This window comes from Streptomyces sp. cmx-18-6, assembly GCF_046548915.1.
Taxonomy (GTDB): Bacteria; Actinomycetota; Actinomycetes; order Streptomycetales; family Streptomycetaceae; genus Streptomyces.
Map to the genome: position 1 here is coordinate 315,292 of NZ_JAEBEP010000005.1, position 15,092 is coordinate 330,383.

A 15,092-nucleotide genomic window follows, 5' to 3' on the forward strand; every position below is an offset into this window, starting at 1 on the left:
ACGCCTCCCTGACCGCTGCCGAGGGCGCCGCTGCCCACACGGCCGCCCTCCTTCGCGAAGGTGGAGAAGAAGTCGTTGACCATCAGAAGTCCCATTCGGCGTCGTCGTCGGCCACGACCGGCTCCGGGGCCGTGGCGAACGCGGCCCCCGCCATGCCGGCGCTGAGCGTCGTACCGTCCGCCGGGTCGATCAGCAGGAACGATCCGGTGCGCCGGGAGTCGGCGTACGCGTCGAGCGCGAGCGGCTCGGCGGTCCGCACGAGGACCCGGCCGATGTCGTTGGCGACCAGCTGCCCGGGCGCCGGGTGCTGGGAGAGGTCGTCCAGGGTGAGCCGGGAGGGGATGTCCTTGACGATCGCCTTGACCGTACGGGTGGTGTGCTTGAGCAGCACCCGCTGCCCCACCGAGAGCGGCTGGTCGGCCACATGGCAGACGGTCGCCTCGACGTCCCTCGTGACCGGCGGGGTGTCGTCGGCGGGGGCGATCAGGTCGCCGCGCGAGATGTCGATGTCGTCGGCCAGCCGGAGCGTCACCGACTGCGGGGCCCAGGCGATGTCGACGCTCTCCCCGAGGGCGTCGATGCCGGTGATCGTGGTGGTGCGCCCCGAGGGGAGTACGGAGACGCGCTCGCCGACCCGCAGGGCGCCGGCGGCGATCTGACCGGCGTACCCCCGGTAGTCGGGGAGCTCGGCGGTCTGCGGGCGGATCACGTACTGCACGGGGAAGCGCGCGTGGCAGGCGGTGAGGTCGTGGCTGACCGGGACCGTCTCCAGGTGCTCCAGGACGGTCGGTCCGCCGTACCAGTCCATGTGCGCGGACGGCTCCACCACGTTGTCCCCGGCCAGCGCGGAGATGGGGATCGCGGTGATCTCCGGGACGCCGAGGGATGCGGCGTACGCGGTGAACTCCTCGGCTATCGCGGCGAACACGGGCTCCGCGTAGTCGACCAGGTCCATCTTGTTGACTGCCAGCACCACGTGCGGGACGCGCAGCAGCGCGGCGACGGCGGCGTGCCGGCGGGTCTGCTCGACGACCCCGTTGCGGGCGTCGACCAGGACCACGGCCAGCTCGGCGGTGGACGCGCCCGTCACCATATTGCGGGTGTACTGCACATGGCCCGGGGTGTCCGCGAGGATGAACCGGCGGCGGGTGGTGGCGAAGTAGCGGTAGGCGACGTCGATGGTGATGCCCTGCTCGCGCTCGGCCCGCAGCCCATCGGTCAGCAGCGCCAGGTCCGGGGCCTCCTGGCCACGGCTCAGCGACACCTGCTCGACGGCCTCCAACTGGTCGGTGAGGATCGACTTGGAGTCGTGCAGCAGGCGTCCCACGAGGGTGGACTTGCCGTCGTCGACCGACCCGGCGGTGGCGAACCGCAGCAGCGTGGTGGCCGACAACTGCCCAGCAATAGTGGTCATTTAGAAATACCCCTCGCGCTTGCGGTCTTCCATCGCGGCCTCGGACATCTTGTCGTCGGCGCGGGTCGCACCCCGCTCGGTGAGCCGGGAGGCGGCGATCTCGGTGATCACGGCGTCCAGCGTGGTGGCGTCGGAGTCGACGGCGCCGGTGCAGGACATGTCACCGACCGTGCGGTAGCGCACGAGGCGCGTCTCGGTGGACTCGTGCTCCTTGGGACCGCCCCAGCCGCCGGCCGTCAGCCACATGCCGTTGCGGGCGAAGACCTCGCGCTCATGGGCGAAGTAGATCTCCGGGAGCTCGATGCCCTCGCGCTCGATGTACTGCCAGACGTCCAGCTCGGTCCAGTTGGAGATCGGGAAGACGCGGACGTGCTCGCCGGGGGCGTGCCGCCCGTTGTACAGCTGCCACAGCTCGGGGCGCTGCCGGCGCGGGTCCCACTGCGAGAACTCGTCGCGCAGCGAGAACACCCGCTCCTTGGCGCGGGCCTTCTCCTCGTCGCGCCGCCCGCCGCCGAACACCGCGTCGAAGCGGTGCCGCTGGATCGCCTCGGTCAGCGGGATGGTCTGGAGCGGGTTGCGGGTGCCGTCCGGGCGCTCGCGGAGCGTTCCGGCGTCGATGTACTCCTGCACGGAGGCGACATGGAGCCGCAGCCCGTGCTTCTCGACCGTACGGTCGCGGTACTCCAGCACCTCGGGGAAGTTGTGCCCGGTGTCCACGTGCAGCAGCGTGAACGGCACCGGCGCGGGCGCGAACGCCTTGAGTGCCAGGTGCAGCATCACGATGGAGTCCTTGCCGCCGGAGAACAGGATCACCGGCCGCTCGAACTCGCCCGCCACCTCACGGAAGATGTGGACCGCCTCGGACTCCAGGGAGTCCAGATGGCTGAGCGCGTACGGGTGTGCGGTGCCCTCCGGCACGGTGGTGACGGCGCTCACGCCAAACCCCTCTCGGTGAGCAGCGCGTGGAGCGCCGCCGCTGACTCCTGCACGGTCTGCCGGTGCGACTCGATGCGCAGGTCGGGCGATTCGGGGGCCTCGTAGGGGTCGTCGACCCCGGTGAGCCCGCTGATCTCGCCCGCCGCCTGCTTGGCGTACAGCCCCTTCACATCCCGTACGGAGCACACCTCGACGGGCGTCGCCACGTGCACCTCCAGGTAGGTGGTGGACTCGGCGGCGTGCCGCTTGCGGACCGCCTCGCGGCTGTCGGCGAACGGGGCGATGACGGGGACCAGCACCTTCACGCCGTTGGCGGCGAGCAGTTCGGCGACGAAGCCGATCCGGGCCACGTTGGTGTGCCGGTCCTCGCGGGAGAAGCCGAGCCCCGCGGAGAGGAACTCCCGGATCTCGTCGCCGTCGAGCACCTCCACCCTGTGGCCCCCGGTCCGCAGCCGGCCCGCCAGCTCGTACGCGATGGTGGTCTTGCCCGCGCTCGGCAGACCGGTGAGCCAGATCGTGGCTCCCGTCTCCGTCACGCTCATCGAACTCTCCTGATCAGTCGTCATCAGCCGTGCAGCCCGCATTCGGTCTTGCCCCGCCCGGCCCAGCGGCCGGCCCGTGCGTCCTCGCCCTGAAGCACCCGGCGGGTGCAGGGTGCGCAGCCGACGGAGGCGTAACCGTCCATCAGCAGCGGGTTGGTGAGCACCCCGTGCTCGGCGACGTAGGCGTCCACGTCGTCCTGGGTCCAGCGGGCGATGGGGGAGACCTTCACCTTCCGGCGCTTGGCGTCCCAGCCCACCACCGGGGTGTTCGCCCGGGTCGGGGACTCGTCGCGGCGCAGCCCCGTCGCCCACGCGGCGTACGCGGTCAGGCCGTCCTCCAACGGCTTGACCTTGCGCAGCGCACAGCACAGGTCGGGGTCGCGGTCGTGCAGCTTCTCGCCGTGCTCCGCGTCCTGCTCGGCCACGGTCCGCCGGGGGGTGATCGTGATGACGTTGACGTCCATCACCGCGTCCACCGCGTCCCGGGTCCCGATGGTCTCGGGGAAGTGGTAGCCGGTGTCCAGGAAGACCACGTCCACGCCCGGCATCACCCGCGAGGCCAGATGCGCGACCACGGCGTCCTCCATGGAGGAGGTGACGCAGAAGCGCGGCCCGAAGGCGTCCGTCGCCCACTTCAGGATCTCGGCGGCGGAGGCGTCCTCCAGCTCCCGCCCGGCCCGCTCGGCCAGCTCCCGCAGCTCGCGGTCGGTGAGCTCTCCGCTGATCAGAGTGTCCGTCATATCCGGTCCCCTTCACCGTCGTTGCGCTGCACGCCCCGGGTCAGCAGACCCAGGAACTTCAGCTGGAACGCACGGTTGCAGGAGGCGCATTCCCAGGCGCCGTGGCCGCTCTCGTTGGGGCGCAGGTCCTCGTCGCCGCAGTACGGGCAGTAGAACGGGGCGGCTCGCTCGCTCATGACAGCGACTCCGCACTGGCGCGCGCCGCCCAGGCCGCGAAGCGCTCGCCGTCCTCGCGCTCCTCCTGGAACCGGCCGAGCACCCGCTCCACGTAGTCCGGCAGTTCGGCCGAAGTGACCTTCAGGCCGCGGACCTTGCGGCCGAACCCGGCCTCCAGGCCGAGCGCCCCGCCCAGGTGCACCTGGTAGCCCTCGACCTGCTCGCCCTTCTCGTCCAGCATCAACTGGCCCTTCAGGCCGATGTCCGCGACCTGGATGCGGGCGCAGGCGTTCGGGCAGCCGTTGATGTTGATGGTGATCGGCTCGTCGAACTCCGGGATGCGGCGCTCCAGTTCGTCGATGAGGGACGCGCCGCGCGCCTTCGTCTCGACGATCGCCAGCTTGCAGAACTCGATGCCGGTGCAGGCCATCGTGCCGCGCCGGAACGGGGAAGGCGTGACCTTGAGGTCCAGCGCCTCCAGTCCGGCGACCAGGGACTCCACCTGCTCCTCGGCCACGTCCAGCACGATCATCTTCTGCTCGGCGGTGGTCCGCACCCGGCCCGAGCCGTGCGCCTCCGCCACTTCCGCGATCTTGGTGAGGGTGGCGCCGTCGACGCGGCCCACCCGGGCGGCGAAGCCGACGTAGAAGCGGCCGTCCTTCTGCCGGTGCACTCCGAGGTGGTCGCGCCAGGTCTGGGCGGGCTGCTCGGGCGCGGGGCCGTCGGTCAGCTTGCGCTGGAGGTAGTCGTCCTCCAGGACCTGGCGGAACTTCTCCGCGCCCCAGTCCGCGACCAGGAACTTCAGCCGGGCGCGGGTGCGCAGCCGCCGGTAGCCGTAGTCGCGGAAGATCCCGATGACCCCGCCGTACACGTCGGCCACCTCGTCCAGCGGCACCCACGCGCCGAGCCGGACCCCGAGCTTGGGGTTGGTGGAGAGGCCGCCGCCGACCCAGAGGTCGAAGCCGGGGCCGTGCTCCGGGTGGTTCACGCCGACGAACGCGATGTCGTTGATCTCGTGCGCCACGTCCAGCTGCGGGGAGCCGGAGACCGCGGACTTGAACTTGCGGGGCAGGTTGGAGAAGTCGGGGTTGCCGATGAACCGGCGCTGGATCTCGTCGATCGCGGGGGTGCCGTCGATGATCTCGTTCTCCGCGATGCCCGCGACCGGGGAGCCGAGGATCACGCGGGGCGTGTCACCGCACGCCTCGGTGGTGGACAGGTCCACCTCTTCGAGCCGCCGCCAGATCTCCGGCACGTCCTCGATCCGGATCCAGTGGTATTGCACGTTCTGCCGGTCAGTGAGGTCGGCGGTGCCGCGTGCGAACTCCTGGGAGATCTCCCCGATCACCCGCAGCTGCCGCGTGGTCAGCCGGCCGCCGTCGATGCGGACGCGCAGCATGAAGAACTTGTCGTCCAGCTCCTCCGGCTCCAGAACGGCCGTCTTGCCGCCGTCGATGCCGGGCTTGCGCTGGGTGTACAGCCCCCACCAACGCATGCGTCCGCGCAGGTCGTTCGGGTCGATGGAGTCGAAACCGCGCTTGGAGTAGATCGTCTCAATACGTGTCCGTACGTTGAGACCGTCGTCGTCCTTCTTGAACTGCTCGTTCCCGTTCAGGGGTGTGTGGTGGCCCACGGCCCACTGACCCTCGCCACGGTGGCGTCCGGCCTTGCGGCGGGGCGTGGTGGTCGCAGGCTGTTCCGGGGTGGCGGCCATGACAGTACGTCCTTCGGGACTGCAGGAGGGCGGCTCTGAGCGGCACACTCGCGCTGAGGCGCGGCGGTGCGCAGGGGGTTCAGAGGTAAGAGAGGTGCGGCGGTGCTGGGACTCTCAGCCCGCCGGACAGATGGCGCTGGACATGCGGCAGAGGTCGACGTGGCGTCGACTCACCAAGGCGATTCCAGTTCCAGACATGACGGAAGCGTGTCACGCGGATCTCGGGGCAGTCCACCACTATCCATTATCTGGACGGCAGGGTCTCGGTGAATGAGACGCTGTGGTGTGGGCCACACCCTTGGCGGGTGGTGATGTCGATAAATCACCGGGGTGGTCCCGGTCGGGGGGATCAGGCCCCGTACGCCCCGGGCCACGGCCCCGGAGTCGCCACGTCCGGTTCCACCTCGATCTTCGTGTCGAAGAGCCGGAAGCCCCGCCGCAGGTAGTTGTCCATCGCGTGCGGCCCGTCCTGCGAGCAGGTGTGCAGCCACACCCGCTCCGTCCGGGGCCGCTGTGGCCACCGCTCCGCCAGGTCCCAGGCGCGCGCCGCCCCGTACGAGAGGAGGTGACCGCCGATCCGCCGCCCCCGGAAGGCCGGGATCAGCCCGAAGTACAGGATCTCGACGACCCCGTCGTCCTGCGCGTCCAGCTGGATGTATCCGGCCGGCGTCCCGTTCGCGTACGCCACCCAGGTCTCCGCCCCGGGCCGCTCCAGGAGCTCCCGCCACTGCTCGTACGTCATCCTCAGCCGGTCGGTCCACCGGATGTCGCCGCCCACGGCGGAGTAGAGGAACCGGCTGAACTCCGGCAGCGGCACCTCCGACCGCACGATCCGCAGATCACCCTCCGGTACGGCGGCGGGCCGCAGATCGGCGGGCGAGGTCTGCTCCAGCGACCACACGGTCACCTCGACGGTCGCCGCGGGGGTCGCCTCGACGGTCGCCGCAGTGGTCGCTTCGGAGGCCGCCGCGGTGGTCGCGTCGGCGGTCGGCGCGGGGGGCTGCACGGGGTTGCTCATGGCGGCCAGAAAACCATGCCCCCGCCCGCCACCGCACACCGGGCCCGCCCATCGCGCCCGGTCAGGACGGTGCGACCGGCCGCCGCGCCCCCGTCACCACCGGCGCCTTCGAGTGCGGGAGCAGGTCGGCCGGGTGCTCCGGGTGGACCACCTCCACCTCCACCCCGTCCCCGAAGCGGTACGGGCGGTGCGCCAGCACCTCCGCCAGATGGCGGCGGAGCCGGGAGACCTCGGCCCGTACCGTCACCGTCCGGGTCGCGTCCCCGAAGATGTCCCGCGCCAGCTCCGAGGCCGTACGCCCCTGGCGGTGCACCGCCAGCGCGAACAGCAGCTCCGCGTGGCGCGGCGAGAGCCGCTGCGTCGAGGTGCCCAGCGGCCCCACCAGATGCACGGCCAGCGCCCGGGGCCGGCTCAGGTCGAGCACCACCCGGCGCGGCGCGCCCTCCGCCGTACCGTCCGACACCTGCACCAGCCACCCGCCCGGCAACGGCTCCACCCGGCACATCCCCAGCGACGGCAGCCACACCCGGCCCGCCCGCAGCGACTTCGGCAGCGGCAGCCGGTCCACCGGCGGCATCCCCGTCACCGCCGCCAGCCAGCCGTGGGCGTCCACCGCCAGCGCCCGGCCCTCCAGACGGCACAGGATCGGCGCGGCCACCGCCCGCAGCCGCTCGATCGCCACCAGGTGCCGGGTGCGGATCTCGGCCTCCGCGAGCCGCGCCACCGAGTCGACCAGGGCCACCGTCGCCGGGTGGAACGTGGTCGCCGGCCCGCTGATGTCGACGATCCCCACCAGCCGCCCGTCGCGCGGATCGCGTACCGGCGCGGCCGCGCAGGTCCAGCCGTGCAGCGCCCGGATGAAGTGCTCGGCCGAGTGGACCTGGATCGGCGCGCGGGCCGCCAGCGCGGTGCCGATCGCGTTCGTGCCCGTCGCCGCCTCCGCCCAGGCGGCCCCTTCTTCCAGGCAGATGTCGTGGGCCCGGTGGAGCACCCCGGTATCGCCCTGCCGCCACAGCACCCGGCCCTCCGCGTCGGTGACCACCATGATCTGCCGCGCGGCGTCCGCGATCGACGCGAGCCCCGCCCGCAGCACCGGCATCACCTCGCCGAGCGCCGTGCTGTGCCGCCGGTGCTCGATCTCCTCCGCCGCCAGCAGCCGGCTCTCCGGCGACTGCCCGGGGTCGATGCCGCTGCGCACCACCCGGTTCCAGGAGGCGTCGATCTCCGCGCGCGGGGCGATCGTGGTCCGCTCGCCCGCCAGCCGCGCCTCCCTGGCCCGGTGGAGCAGCCGGGTCGCACGGTCGGCCTCCTGGCCGATCACCCGCACCACCCCGGCAGAACCCGTCTGACTCATGGTCCCCCCTGTCCCCCGCGTGCTCCGGGCCCGCCGGACCCCATCCTGCCGCCGCGCGGACGCGGCCACCGGGCAGTCCACACAATCGTTGCAACCCTTTGCAACTCTGGCGAGGCTCCACCGGCGCGTTGGAGAGTGGCAGGGTGCCGTACGCCGGGCCCGTGCCCGGCGAGCGGCACGGTTCAAGCATGGAGGGTGGTGCCGTGTCGGCGCAGCACCACCCTCCGTCGCTTTCCCCGGGCCCGCTGGAAACGAGAGGCCCTACTCCGCGACCGGCCGGGCCCGCGCCACCACCGAGGCCAGGTCCAGACTGTGCGGCAGCGTCCCGAACGCCGTGCCCCAGTCCCCGCCGAGCCGTGAGGCGCAGAACGCGTCGGAGACCTCCGGCGGAGCCCAGCGCACCAGCAAAGACCCCTGGAGCACCAGCGCCATCCGCTCCACCAGCCGCCGCGCCCGCGCCTCGATCCCCTCCAGGTCCGCCAGCTCGGTCAGCAGGTCCTTGATCGCCGCGTCCAGCCGGTGATCGGCCCCGCGCGCCTTCCCGACCTCCCGCAGGAACGCGTCCAGCGCCTGCGGCTCCCGCTGGAGCGCCCGCAGGACATCCAGCGCCTGTACGTTGCCCGAGCCCTCCCAGATCGAGTTGAGCGGGGCCTCCCGCAGCAGCCGGGGCATGCCCGACTCCTCCACGTACCCGTTGCCGCCCAGGCACTCCAGCGCCTCGCCCACGACCGGGGTGCAGCGCTTGGTCACCCAGTACTTCGCGGCCGGCACCGCGATCCGCAGGAAGGCGCGCTCCTCCTCGGTGTCCGTGTCGTACGCCGAGGCCAGCCGCATCGCCAGCACGGTTGCCGCCTCCGACTCCAGCGCCAGATCGGCCAGCACGTTGCGCATCAGCGGCTTGTCGATCAGCAGCCCGCCGAACGCGCTGCGGTAGGTGCTGTGGTGGATCGCCTGCGCCACCGCCTGCCGCATCAGCGCCGCCGAACCGACCACGCAGTCCAGCCGGGTGGCCGCCACCATCTCGATGATGGTGCGCACCCCGCGCCCCTCCTCACCGACCCGGCGGGCCCAGGTCCCGTCGAACTCGACCTCGCTGGAGGCGTTCGACTTGTTGCCCAGCTTGTCCTTCAGCCGCTGGATCGCGAACACGTTGCGCGAACCGTCGGGCAGGACGCGCGGCACCAGGAAGCACGTCAGCCCGCCCGGCGCCTGCGCCAGCACCAGGAAACCGTCCGACATCGGGGCCGAACAGAACCACTTGTGCCCGGTGAGCAGATACTCGCCCTCCCCGGAGACCGGCTCCGCCCGCGTCGTATTGGACCGCACGTCGGTGCCGCCCTGCTTCTCCGTCATGCCCATCCCGAAGAGCACTCCGGCCTTCCGCGTCGGGGTGCGGAGCCCCTCCTCGTACACGTACGAGGTCAGCAGCGGCTCCCACTCGGCCGCCAGCACCGGGTCGGTCCGCAGCGCGGGCACCGCCGCGTGCGTCATCGACAGCGGGCAGCCGTGCCCCGCCTCGGCCTGCGTCCAGACCAGGAACCCGGCCGCACGCCGCACATGACCTGCCGGGCGGCCCCAGGCGTCGGTCAGCCCGGCCGCGACCGCGTGGCCCAGCAGCCGGTGCCAGGACGGATGGAACTCCACTTCGTCGATCCGGTTCCCATACCGGTCATGGGTGCGCAGAACGGGCGGATGCTCGTTCGCCTGCGCGCCCCACGTCTGGGCCTGCTCCGAACCGGCGGACTCCCCGAGCGTCGAGAGTTCCTCCCGCGCCTCGGGCAGGACGCCGGGTTCGATGTGCCGTTCGACGGCCTCGGACAGGGCGCGATCGGCGGTGAACACGTCATAGCCGACCAGCGGCGGAACCTGATTGGTCACTGTGTGGGTGGTGGCTGCCATGCCGATACGGTAAGGAGGTGCAGGCAGCAAATGAAACACCCGAGCGGTCACCGGGCCGGCTCCACCGGGCCCGGGCCCTCTACCGCAACGTCTCGAAGCGGCGGATGGCGTGGCAGTTGCTCAAGGACACCGTCAACTCGTGCATCGAGTACCGGATCCTCGGGCTCGCGGCCGAGGCGGCGTTCTTCACCCTGCTCTCCCTGCCGCCGCTGCTGCTCGGACTGATCGGGCTGCTCGGTTACGTCGACGAGTGGACGACCACCGAGACGGTCGCCTCCATCGAGCGCAACATCCTCTCCGCCTCGCAGACCGTGCTCTCCGAGCGCGGGGTCAACGAGTTCGCCAAACCGCTGCTGGCCGACGTCACCACCGGCGCCCGCCCCGACGTCATCTCCATCGGCTTCGCCATCGCCCTGTGGTCCGGCTCCCGCGCGGTGAACGTCTTCATCGACACCATCACCGTGATGTACGGGCTCGACGGCCACCGCGGCATCGTCAAGACCCGGCTGCTCGCCTTCCTGTTGTACGTCGTCGCCCTGCTGCTGGGCGCGGTGGTGCTGCCGCTGCTGGTCGTCGGCCCCGACCGGGTCGTCGAGTTCGTGCCCTGGGGCACCGAGGTCATCGCCGTCCTCTACTGGCCGCTGGTCATCGTGCTGACGATCGCGTTCCTCACGACGCTCTACCACGTGTCCGTCCCCGTCCGTTCGCCCTGGATCGAGGACATGCCCGGGGCGCTCGTGGCGCTGGGGATGTGGGTGCTCGGCAGCTTCCTGCTGCGGATCTACCTCACCAACACGGTCGAAGGCCCCACGATCTACGGCTCCTTGGCCGCGCCGATCGCCGTCCTGCTCTGGATCGGCATCTCGGCCTTCGCCGTCCTGGTCGGCGCGGCCGTCAACGCGGCCATCGACCGGGTATGGCCCTCGCTGGCCACCGCCGCCGCCCGCCAGGCCACCGAGCGCGTCCGGGCCGCGCAGGCCGCCGAGTTCGTCGCCCGGACCCGCCCGGCCGCGTGGAACGGCGGGGACGGCATCGACGACGACGAGGACGACGACGGCCCGGCCTACATGCCCTCGGAGTTCCCGGAACGCTGGTCCCGCTTCCTGCCGCCCGACGACGTGAAGTCCCGGTTCCAGTCGACCTGGGAGAAGGAACCCAAGGAAGCGAAGGAGCCGAAAGGGCCCAAGGAGGGCAAGGAGCCCGGGGAAAGCGGGGGCGGCAGGGAGAACAGCAGGCCGGGCAAGGACTCCGGGCAGCGCCGGGACGACTCCGGACCGCCGTCCGCCTGAGCCCGCGCCGACCCCGCGCCAGCGTGGAGACATGCCCCAGGAACCCCCGCGCTACCAGGAACGGTCCTCCCGGCTGCCCGGAGCCGTCGTCTGGACCTGGGACGCCCCCGACCGCTCGGTACCAGAAGCCCGCTCCGTCCTGCCGGACGGCTGCATGGACCTGATCTGGACCGGCGGCCGTCTCGTCGTCGCCGGACCGGACACCCGCGCCTTCCAGGTGGCCCCGGCGGACCGGGACTCCTGCGCCGCGATCCGGTTCGCCCCCGGCACCGCGCCCGTACTCCTCGGCGTACCGGCGCACGAACTGCGCGACCACCGGGCCGAGCTCACCGACCTGTGGCCCGCCTCAGCCGTACGCCGGCTCACCGACCGGATCGACCGGGCCCCCGACCCGGCCGAGGCCCTGGAACGCTTCGCCCTGGACCGGATCGCCGACACCGGGCCGCCGGATCCGCTCACGGTCGCCGTCGCGGAGAGCCTGCGCCGGGGCGCGTCCGTCGCCGCGACGGCGGCGGAGGCCGGGATCGGAGCCCGCCGGCTCCACCGCCGCTCCCTGGCCGCCTTCGGCTACGGCCCCAAGACGCTGGCCCGGATCCTCCGTCTGCAACGCGCCCTGGCACTCGTCCGCACCGGCCTCCCGTACGCCGAGGCGGCCTGCGCGGCGGGCTGCACCGACCAGGCGCACCTGTCCCGCGAGATGCGCGACCTGGCGGGCACGACCCTCGGGTCCTACTTCGCGGCAGCGGACGCGGACGCGAACAGCGAAACGCCACTGCCGTCCGGGTCCAGCACCACCGCGTAACGCTGCCCCCACACCGCGTCCCACGGCTTGAGATGCCCGGTGAAACCGGCGTCGGTGAGCTCCGCGTACAGGGCGTCCACCTCCGCCGGACTGTCACAGGCGAACGCCAGCCCCAGCCGTTCACCGCCCGCCGGGCGCTCCCAGCTCGGGTCGAACGAGAGGATGACCTCCTCGGTGTCCCACAGCACCCGCTGCCCGCCCGGCAGGGTCACTTCGACGTGCGGGGCGGACTCCGCCCCGGCCGGGATGTCGAGGCCGAGCCGGCGGTAGAAGGCGAGGGAGGCGGCCAGGTCCGCCGTGATGATGCTGATCGCGTCGAGTCGTGGAGTCATGGAACGACCGTAGGCGCACGGCCGCCCGCCGGTCTTGTACGAATCGGACGCGCGCGCCCGTACGCACCGAACGCGCGCACATGAACACACCGGACATGCGCGCCCCCCGGCACTGGACACACGCGCTCGCACGCACCGGTACGCGCCCGTACGCACCGAACGCGCGCCCCGGCCGGGCGAGATCACCCCCAGCAGTCGCCCACCGAAGTCCCCGCCTCGGTCAACGCCAGCCCCAGGTCCGCCCGTTCGGTCACCCAGCGGGTCGGGCGGTGGCGCGGGTCGCCCGTCGCCGCGTGCAGCGCCCGCTGGAGCTCCAGCAGCCGCGCCGCCCCGATCCGCTCGCCCCAGGCCAGCGGTCCGGCCGGATAGCCGAGCCCGGTCGTCACCGCCAGGTCGATGTCGGCGGGGGTGGCGAGGCGGCGTTCCGCGATCGAGGCCCCGACCGCGACGATCGACGACAGCAGCCGCTGCGCGACCGAGCCCGCCGTGTCCCGCACCACCGTCACGGCGTGCGGATCCTCGCCCGCCGCCCGGGCCAGCACCGCGCGGGCGTCCCGGGCCGCCGCCGGATCGGTGGCGGCCGTCACCGCGAGGACCCGCCGCCGCCCCACCGAGGGCAGCACCTCCACGCCCACCGTGCGCTCCGCCGGCAGCCCGCCCGCCCCGATCGCACCGGACACCGTCGTCCCCCACCCCGGCACCAGCACCAACGCCTCGGGCGACGGCCCCGCGCCCCGCTCGATCCGGACCCCCGCCGCCTCCAGCGCACCGGCGAGGGCTTCGGCGTACGACGTCGTCTCCACGGACCCGCTCGGGGCCAGGAACACCGGCCGGTCGCCGTTCCCGTCCACCGCCGGCTCCGGAGCGGGTCCGCCCGCGCCCTCGCCGTACGCGTACCAGCCCTGCCCGGTCTTGCGGCCGTGCAGCCCGGCCACTACCCGGTTCGGGGTGAGGTAGGAGGGGCGCAGCCGGTCCTCGTACCGGAAGCCCTGCCAGATCGAGTCGATCACCGCGGCCGTGACGTCGAGCCCGGTGAGGTCCATCAGCTCGAACGGGCCCATCCGCAGCCCCAGCACGTCCCGCGCGATCCGGTCGATGTCCGCCGGCCCCGCCACCGACTCCTCCAGCAGCGCCAGCGCCTCCGTCACCAGCCCGCGCCCCGCGTGGTTGACCAGGAAGCCGGGGGTGTCGGCCACGGTCACCGCCCGGTGCCCGCACCCCTCCACCAGCGCGGTCAGCACGGCCGGGATCTCCGGCCGGGTCGCCGCACCCGGCACCACCTCCACGATCCGCATCAGCGGCACCGGGTTGAAGAAGTGCAGCCCGGCCAGACGCGAGGGGTCCTGGAGGGTCGCGGCGATCCGGGTCACCGACAGGGACGAGGTGTTGGTCGCGAAGATCGCGGAGGAGGGCAGCGCCCGCTCCAGCTTCGCGAACACCTCGGCCTTGGTCTCCAGATCCTCCCGTACGGCCTCGATGACCAGCTCCACGTCCGGCCCCGCCGCCCACGGGTCGGGGAGCGGCGCCAGCCGCGCCACGGCCGCGTCCCGGTCGGCGGCGGTCGTCCGGCCCTTGGCCACCGCCCGGTCCAGCATCGAGACGACGAAGCCCATGGCGTCCGTCACCGCCTCGGCCCGTACGTCGCCCAGCTCCACGGTGTGTCCCGCGCTCGCCGCCCACTGGGCGATGCCGCGGCCCATGGCCCCGGCTCCGACGATCCTGATACGCATGGCGGTGGGCCCCTTCGGCATGATCAGCACAGCAAATCCGCCCCACGGTGTCAGGGGCCATTGATGACTGTCCAATACCGAATTAAGGTCGGACAAAGACGCCAGGAGTATCAATATGGAGCTGCGCCACCTCAACGCGTTCCTCGCGGTGGCCGAGGAACTGCACTTCGGCCGGGCCGCCAAGCGGCTCCAGATGGCCCAGCCGCCCCTCAGCCAGCAGATCCGGCAGCTGGAGAAGGAGCTCGGCGTCCAGCTCTTCCGCCGCAACACCCGCTCGGTCCGGCTCACCAGCGCGGGGGAGTCCTTCCTCGAACCGGTACGGACCGTCCTCGACGACCTCGACACCGCCGTCCGGGCCGCCAGGTCGGCCGGCCGGGGCGAGTACGGCCGGGTCACCATCGGCTTCGCCGGAGCCTCCAGCCACGAGACGCTGCCCCGGCTGACCCGGGCCGTGCGCGCCGCGCATCCCGGGCTCGAACTCGTCATGACCGGCCAGACGTACGCCAACGTCGCGCTGTCCCGCGTCGCGGACGGCTCGCTCGACCTCGGCTTCGTCCGGCTCCCGGTGAACCGGCCGGGCGTGGTCCACCGGGTGATCGACGAGGAGGAGCTGCTGTGCGCCCTGCCCTTCGACCACCCGCTCGCCCGGGGCGAAGCCGTGCCGCTGTCCGCGCTGGCCGAGGAACCGTTCGTCTCCTTCCCCGCCAACTCCGGCTCCACGGTCCGCGACGCCCTGACCGAAACCTGCGAGAGCGCCGGGTTCACCCCGCGCGTCGTCCAGGAGGCCCCCGACTCGTACACGATCCTCGCCCTGGTCGCCGCCGGGGTCGGGGTCACCCTCACGGTCACCTCCGTCCAGCACATCCAGCAGAACGGCCTGGTCTACCGACCCATCGCCGGCCCGCCCATCCGCCGCCAGGCGGCCCTGGCCTGGCGCGCGGACAACCCCTCCGCCGCCCTGCGCGCGGTGCTCGCCGTGGCGGAGGAAGCCCTGCCGACGCCCGTACGACGCCCTGATTGAGACGCGGGGCCTCTCAACCCGGGGCACATTCGATATTGGACCGACTCAGTGCCGCGATGCGAAGGTCGACCCGGATCCGAAGGCCGACCGGACAGTGACGCTCACCCCGCCGCCCGCACCCCCGCGTACCGCCACCGCTCCCGCT

At 72.4% G+C, this 15,092-nt stretch carries 14 protein-coding genes and 1 pseudogene; 3 read left to right on the forward strand and 12 right to left on the reverse strand.

From position 1 onward, the window contains the following. Positions 1–82 precede the first annotated feature (82 nt). The 10 genes and pseudogenes from ACLJPL_RS14505 to ACLJPL_RS14550 all read right to left on the reverse strand — a co-directional run bounded on the left by ACLJPL_RS14505 (position 83) and on the right by ACLJPL_RS14550 (position 9,773). Positions 83–1,414: a sulfate adenylyltransferase subunit 1 gene (locus tag ACLJPL_RS14505; protein WP_411081225.1), complete on the reverse strand. Its 1,332-nt coding sequence runs from the start codon at positions 1,412–1,414 to the stop codon at positions 83–85. Then, positions 1,415–2,350: a sulfate adenylyltransferase subunit CysD gene (cysD, locus tag ACLJPL_RS14510; RefSeq protein ID WP_411081226.1), complete on the reverse strand. Its 936-nt coding sequence runs from the start codon at positions 2,348–2,350 to the stop codon at positions 1,415–1,417. Continuing rightward, complete coding sequence (cysC, locus tag ACLJPL_RS14515) at positions 2,347–2,916, reverse strand: adenylyl-sulfate kinase (RefSeq protein ID WP_411081227.1); 570 nt, start codon at positions 2,914–2,916, stop codon at positions 2,347–2,349. Before cysC ends, cysD begins: the two co-directional genes overlap by 4 nt. Next, positions 2,916–3,632, reverse strand: a complete 717-nt coding sequence (locus ACLJPL_RS14520) for a phosphoadenylyl-sulfate reductase (RefSeq protein ID WP_411081228.1) — start codon at positions 3,630–3,632, stop codon at positions 2,916–2,918. Before ACLJPL_RS14520 ends, cysC begins: the two co-directional genes overlap by 1 nt. After that, positions 3,629–3,808: a hypothetical protein gene (locus tag ACLJPL_RS14525; protein ID WP_109162981.1), complete on the reverse strand. Its 180-nt coding sequence runs from the start codon at positions 3,806–3,808 to the stop codon at positions 3,629–3,631. Before ACLJPL_RS14525 ends, ACLJPL_RS14520 begins: the two co-directional genes overlap by 4 nt. Next, positions 3,805–5,502, reverse strand: a complete 1,698-nt coding sequence (locus tag ACLJPL_RS14530) for a nitrite/sulfite reductase (RefSeq protein ID WP_411081229.1) — start codon at positions 5,500–5,502, stop codon at positions 3,805–3,807. The genes ACLJPL_RS14525 and ACLJPL_RS14530 overlap by 4 nt, the downstream gene beginning before the upstream one ends. A 114-nt stretch (positions 5,503–5,616) precedes the next feature. Then, positions 5,617–5,688: pseudogene (locus ACLJPL_RS14535) on the reverse strand (putative leader peptide); the annotation flags it as partial. Between the two features lie 163 nt (positions 5,689–5,851). Next, positions 5,852–6,520, reverse strand: coding sequence for a GNAT family N-acetyltransferase (locus tag ACLJPL_RS14540; RefSeq protein ID WP_411081230.1), 669 nt, complete (start codon positions 6,518–6,520; stop codon positions 5,852–5,854). Between the two features lie 61 nt (positions 6,521–6,581). After that, positions 6,582–7,874 carry a GAF domain-containing protein gene (locus ACLJPL_RS14545; RefSeq protein WP_411081231.1) on the reverse strand — a complete coding sequence of 431 codons (1,293 nt, stop codon included), beginning with the start codon at positions 7,872–7,874 and terminating at the stop codon, positions 6,582–6,584. 261 nt (positions 7,875–8,135) lie between these two features. Continuing rightward, positions 8,136–9,773 carry an acyl-CoA dehydrogenase family protein gene (locus ACLJPL_RS14550; RefSeq protein ID WP_411081232.1) on the reverse strand — a complete coding sequence of 546 codons (1,638 nt, stop codon included), beginning with the start codon at positions 9,771–9,773 and terminating at the stop codon, positions 8,136–8,138. 17 nt (positions 9,774–9,790) lie between these two features. On the opposite strand from ACLJPL_RS14550, the gene ACLJPL_RS14555 reads away from it, so the two are divergent. Further along, on the forward strand, positions 9,791–11,062 hold the full coding sequence (locus ACLJPL_RS14555) for a YihY/virulence factor BrkB family protein (protein WP_411081233.1): 1,272 nt from the start codon (positions 9,791–9,793) through the stop codon (positions 11,060–11,062). Between the two features lie 31 nt (positions 11,063–11,093). Further along, the gene (locus ACLJPL_RS14560; RefSeq protein WP_411081234.1) at positions 11,094–11,864 is read left to right on the forward strand and encodes a DUF6597 domain-containing transcriptional factor; all 771 of its coding nucleotides are present in this window, start codon (positions 11,094–11,096) and stop codon (positions 11,862–11,864) included. Here the strand turns inward: ACLJPL_RS14560 and ACLJPL_RS14565 are convergent. Both ACLJPL_RS14565 and ACLJPL_RS14570 read right to left on the reverse strand, forming a co-directional pair. Continuing rightward, positions 11,792–12,196: a VOC family protein gene (locus ACLJPL_RS14565; RefSeq protein ID WP_411081235.1), complete on the reverse strand. Its 405-nt coding sequence runs from the start codon at positions 12,194–12,196 to the stop codon at positions 11,792–11,794. The genes ACLJPL_RS14560 and ACLJPL_RS14565 overlap by 73 nt on opposite strands. A gap of 182 nt (positions 12,197–12,378) precedes the next feature. Next, positions 12,379–13,926: a 3-hydroxyacyl-CoA dehydrogenase gene (locus tag ACLJPL_RS14570; protein WP_411081236.1), complete on the reverse strand. Its 1,548-nt coding sequence runs from the start codon at positions 13,924–13,926 to the stop codon at positions 12,379–12,381. 115 nt (positions 13,927–14,041) lie between these two features. On the opposite strand from ACLJPL_RS14570, the gene ACLJPL_RS14575 reads away from it, so the two are divergent. Next, entirely contained in the window at positions 14,042–14,947 is a 906-nt protein-coding gene (locus ACLJPL_RS14575) for a LysR substrate-binding domain-containing protein (protein ID WP_411081237.1), read from the forward strand. Positions 14,948–15,092 lie beyond the last annotated feature (145 nt).

Coding starts and splice junctions, on each gene's coding strand:
- ACLJPL_RS14505 (WP_411081225.1), bottom strand. CDS start 1,414: ATGACCACTATTGCTGGGCAGTTGTCGGCCACCACGCTGCTGCGGTTC.
- cysC (WP_411081227.1), bottom strand. CDS start 2,916: ATGACGACTGATCAGGAGAGTTCGATGAGCGTGACGGAGACGGGAGCC.
- ACLJPL_RS14520 (WP_411081228.1), bottom strand. CDS start 3,632: ATGACGGACACTCTGATCAGCGGAGAGCTCACCGACCGCGAGCTGCGG.
- ACLJPL_RS14525 (WP_109162981.1), bottom strand. CDS start 3,808: ATGAGCGAGCGAGCCGCCCCGTTCTACTGCCCGTACTGCGGCGACGAG.
- ACLJPL_RS14530 (WP_411081229.1), bottom strand. CDS start 5,502: ATGGCCGCCACCCCGGAACAGCCTGCGACCACCACGCCCCGCCGCAAG.
- ACLJPL_RS14540 (WP_411081230.1), bottom strand. CDS start 6,520: ATGAGCAACCCCGTGCAGCCCCCCGCGCCGACCGCCGACGCGACCACC.
- ACLJPL_RS14545 (WP_411081231.1), bottom strand. CDS start 7,874: ATGAGTCAGACGGGTTCTGCCGGGGTGGTGCGGGTGATCGGCCAGGAG.
- ACLJPL_RS14550 (WP_411081232.1), bottom strand. CDS start 9,773: ATGGCAGCCACCACCCACACAGTGACCAATCAGGTTCCGCCGCTGGTC.
- ACLJPL_RS14560 (WP_411081234.1), top strand. CDS start 11,094: ATGCCCCAGGAACCCCCGCGCTACCAGGAACGGTCCTCCCGGCTGCCC.
- ACLJPL_RS14565 (WP_411081235.1), bottom strand. CDS start 12,196: ATGACTCCACGACTCGACGCGATCAGCATCATCACGGCGGACCTGGCC.
- ACLJPL_RS14570 (WP_411081236.1), bottom strand. CDS start 13,926: ATGCGTATCAGGATCGTCGGAGCCGGGGCCATGGGCCGCGGCATCGCC.
- ACLJPL_RS14575 (WP_411081237.1), top strand. CDS start 14,042: ATGGAGCTGCGCCACCTCAACGCGTTCCTCGCGGTGGCCGAGGAACTG.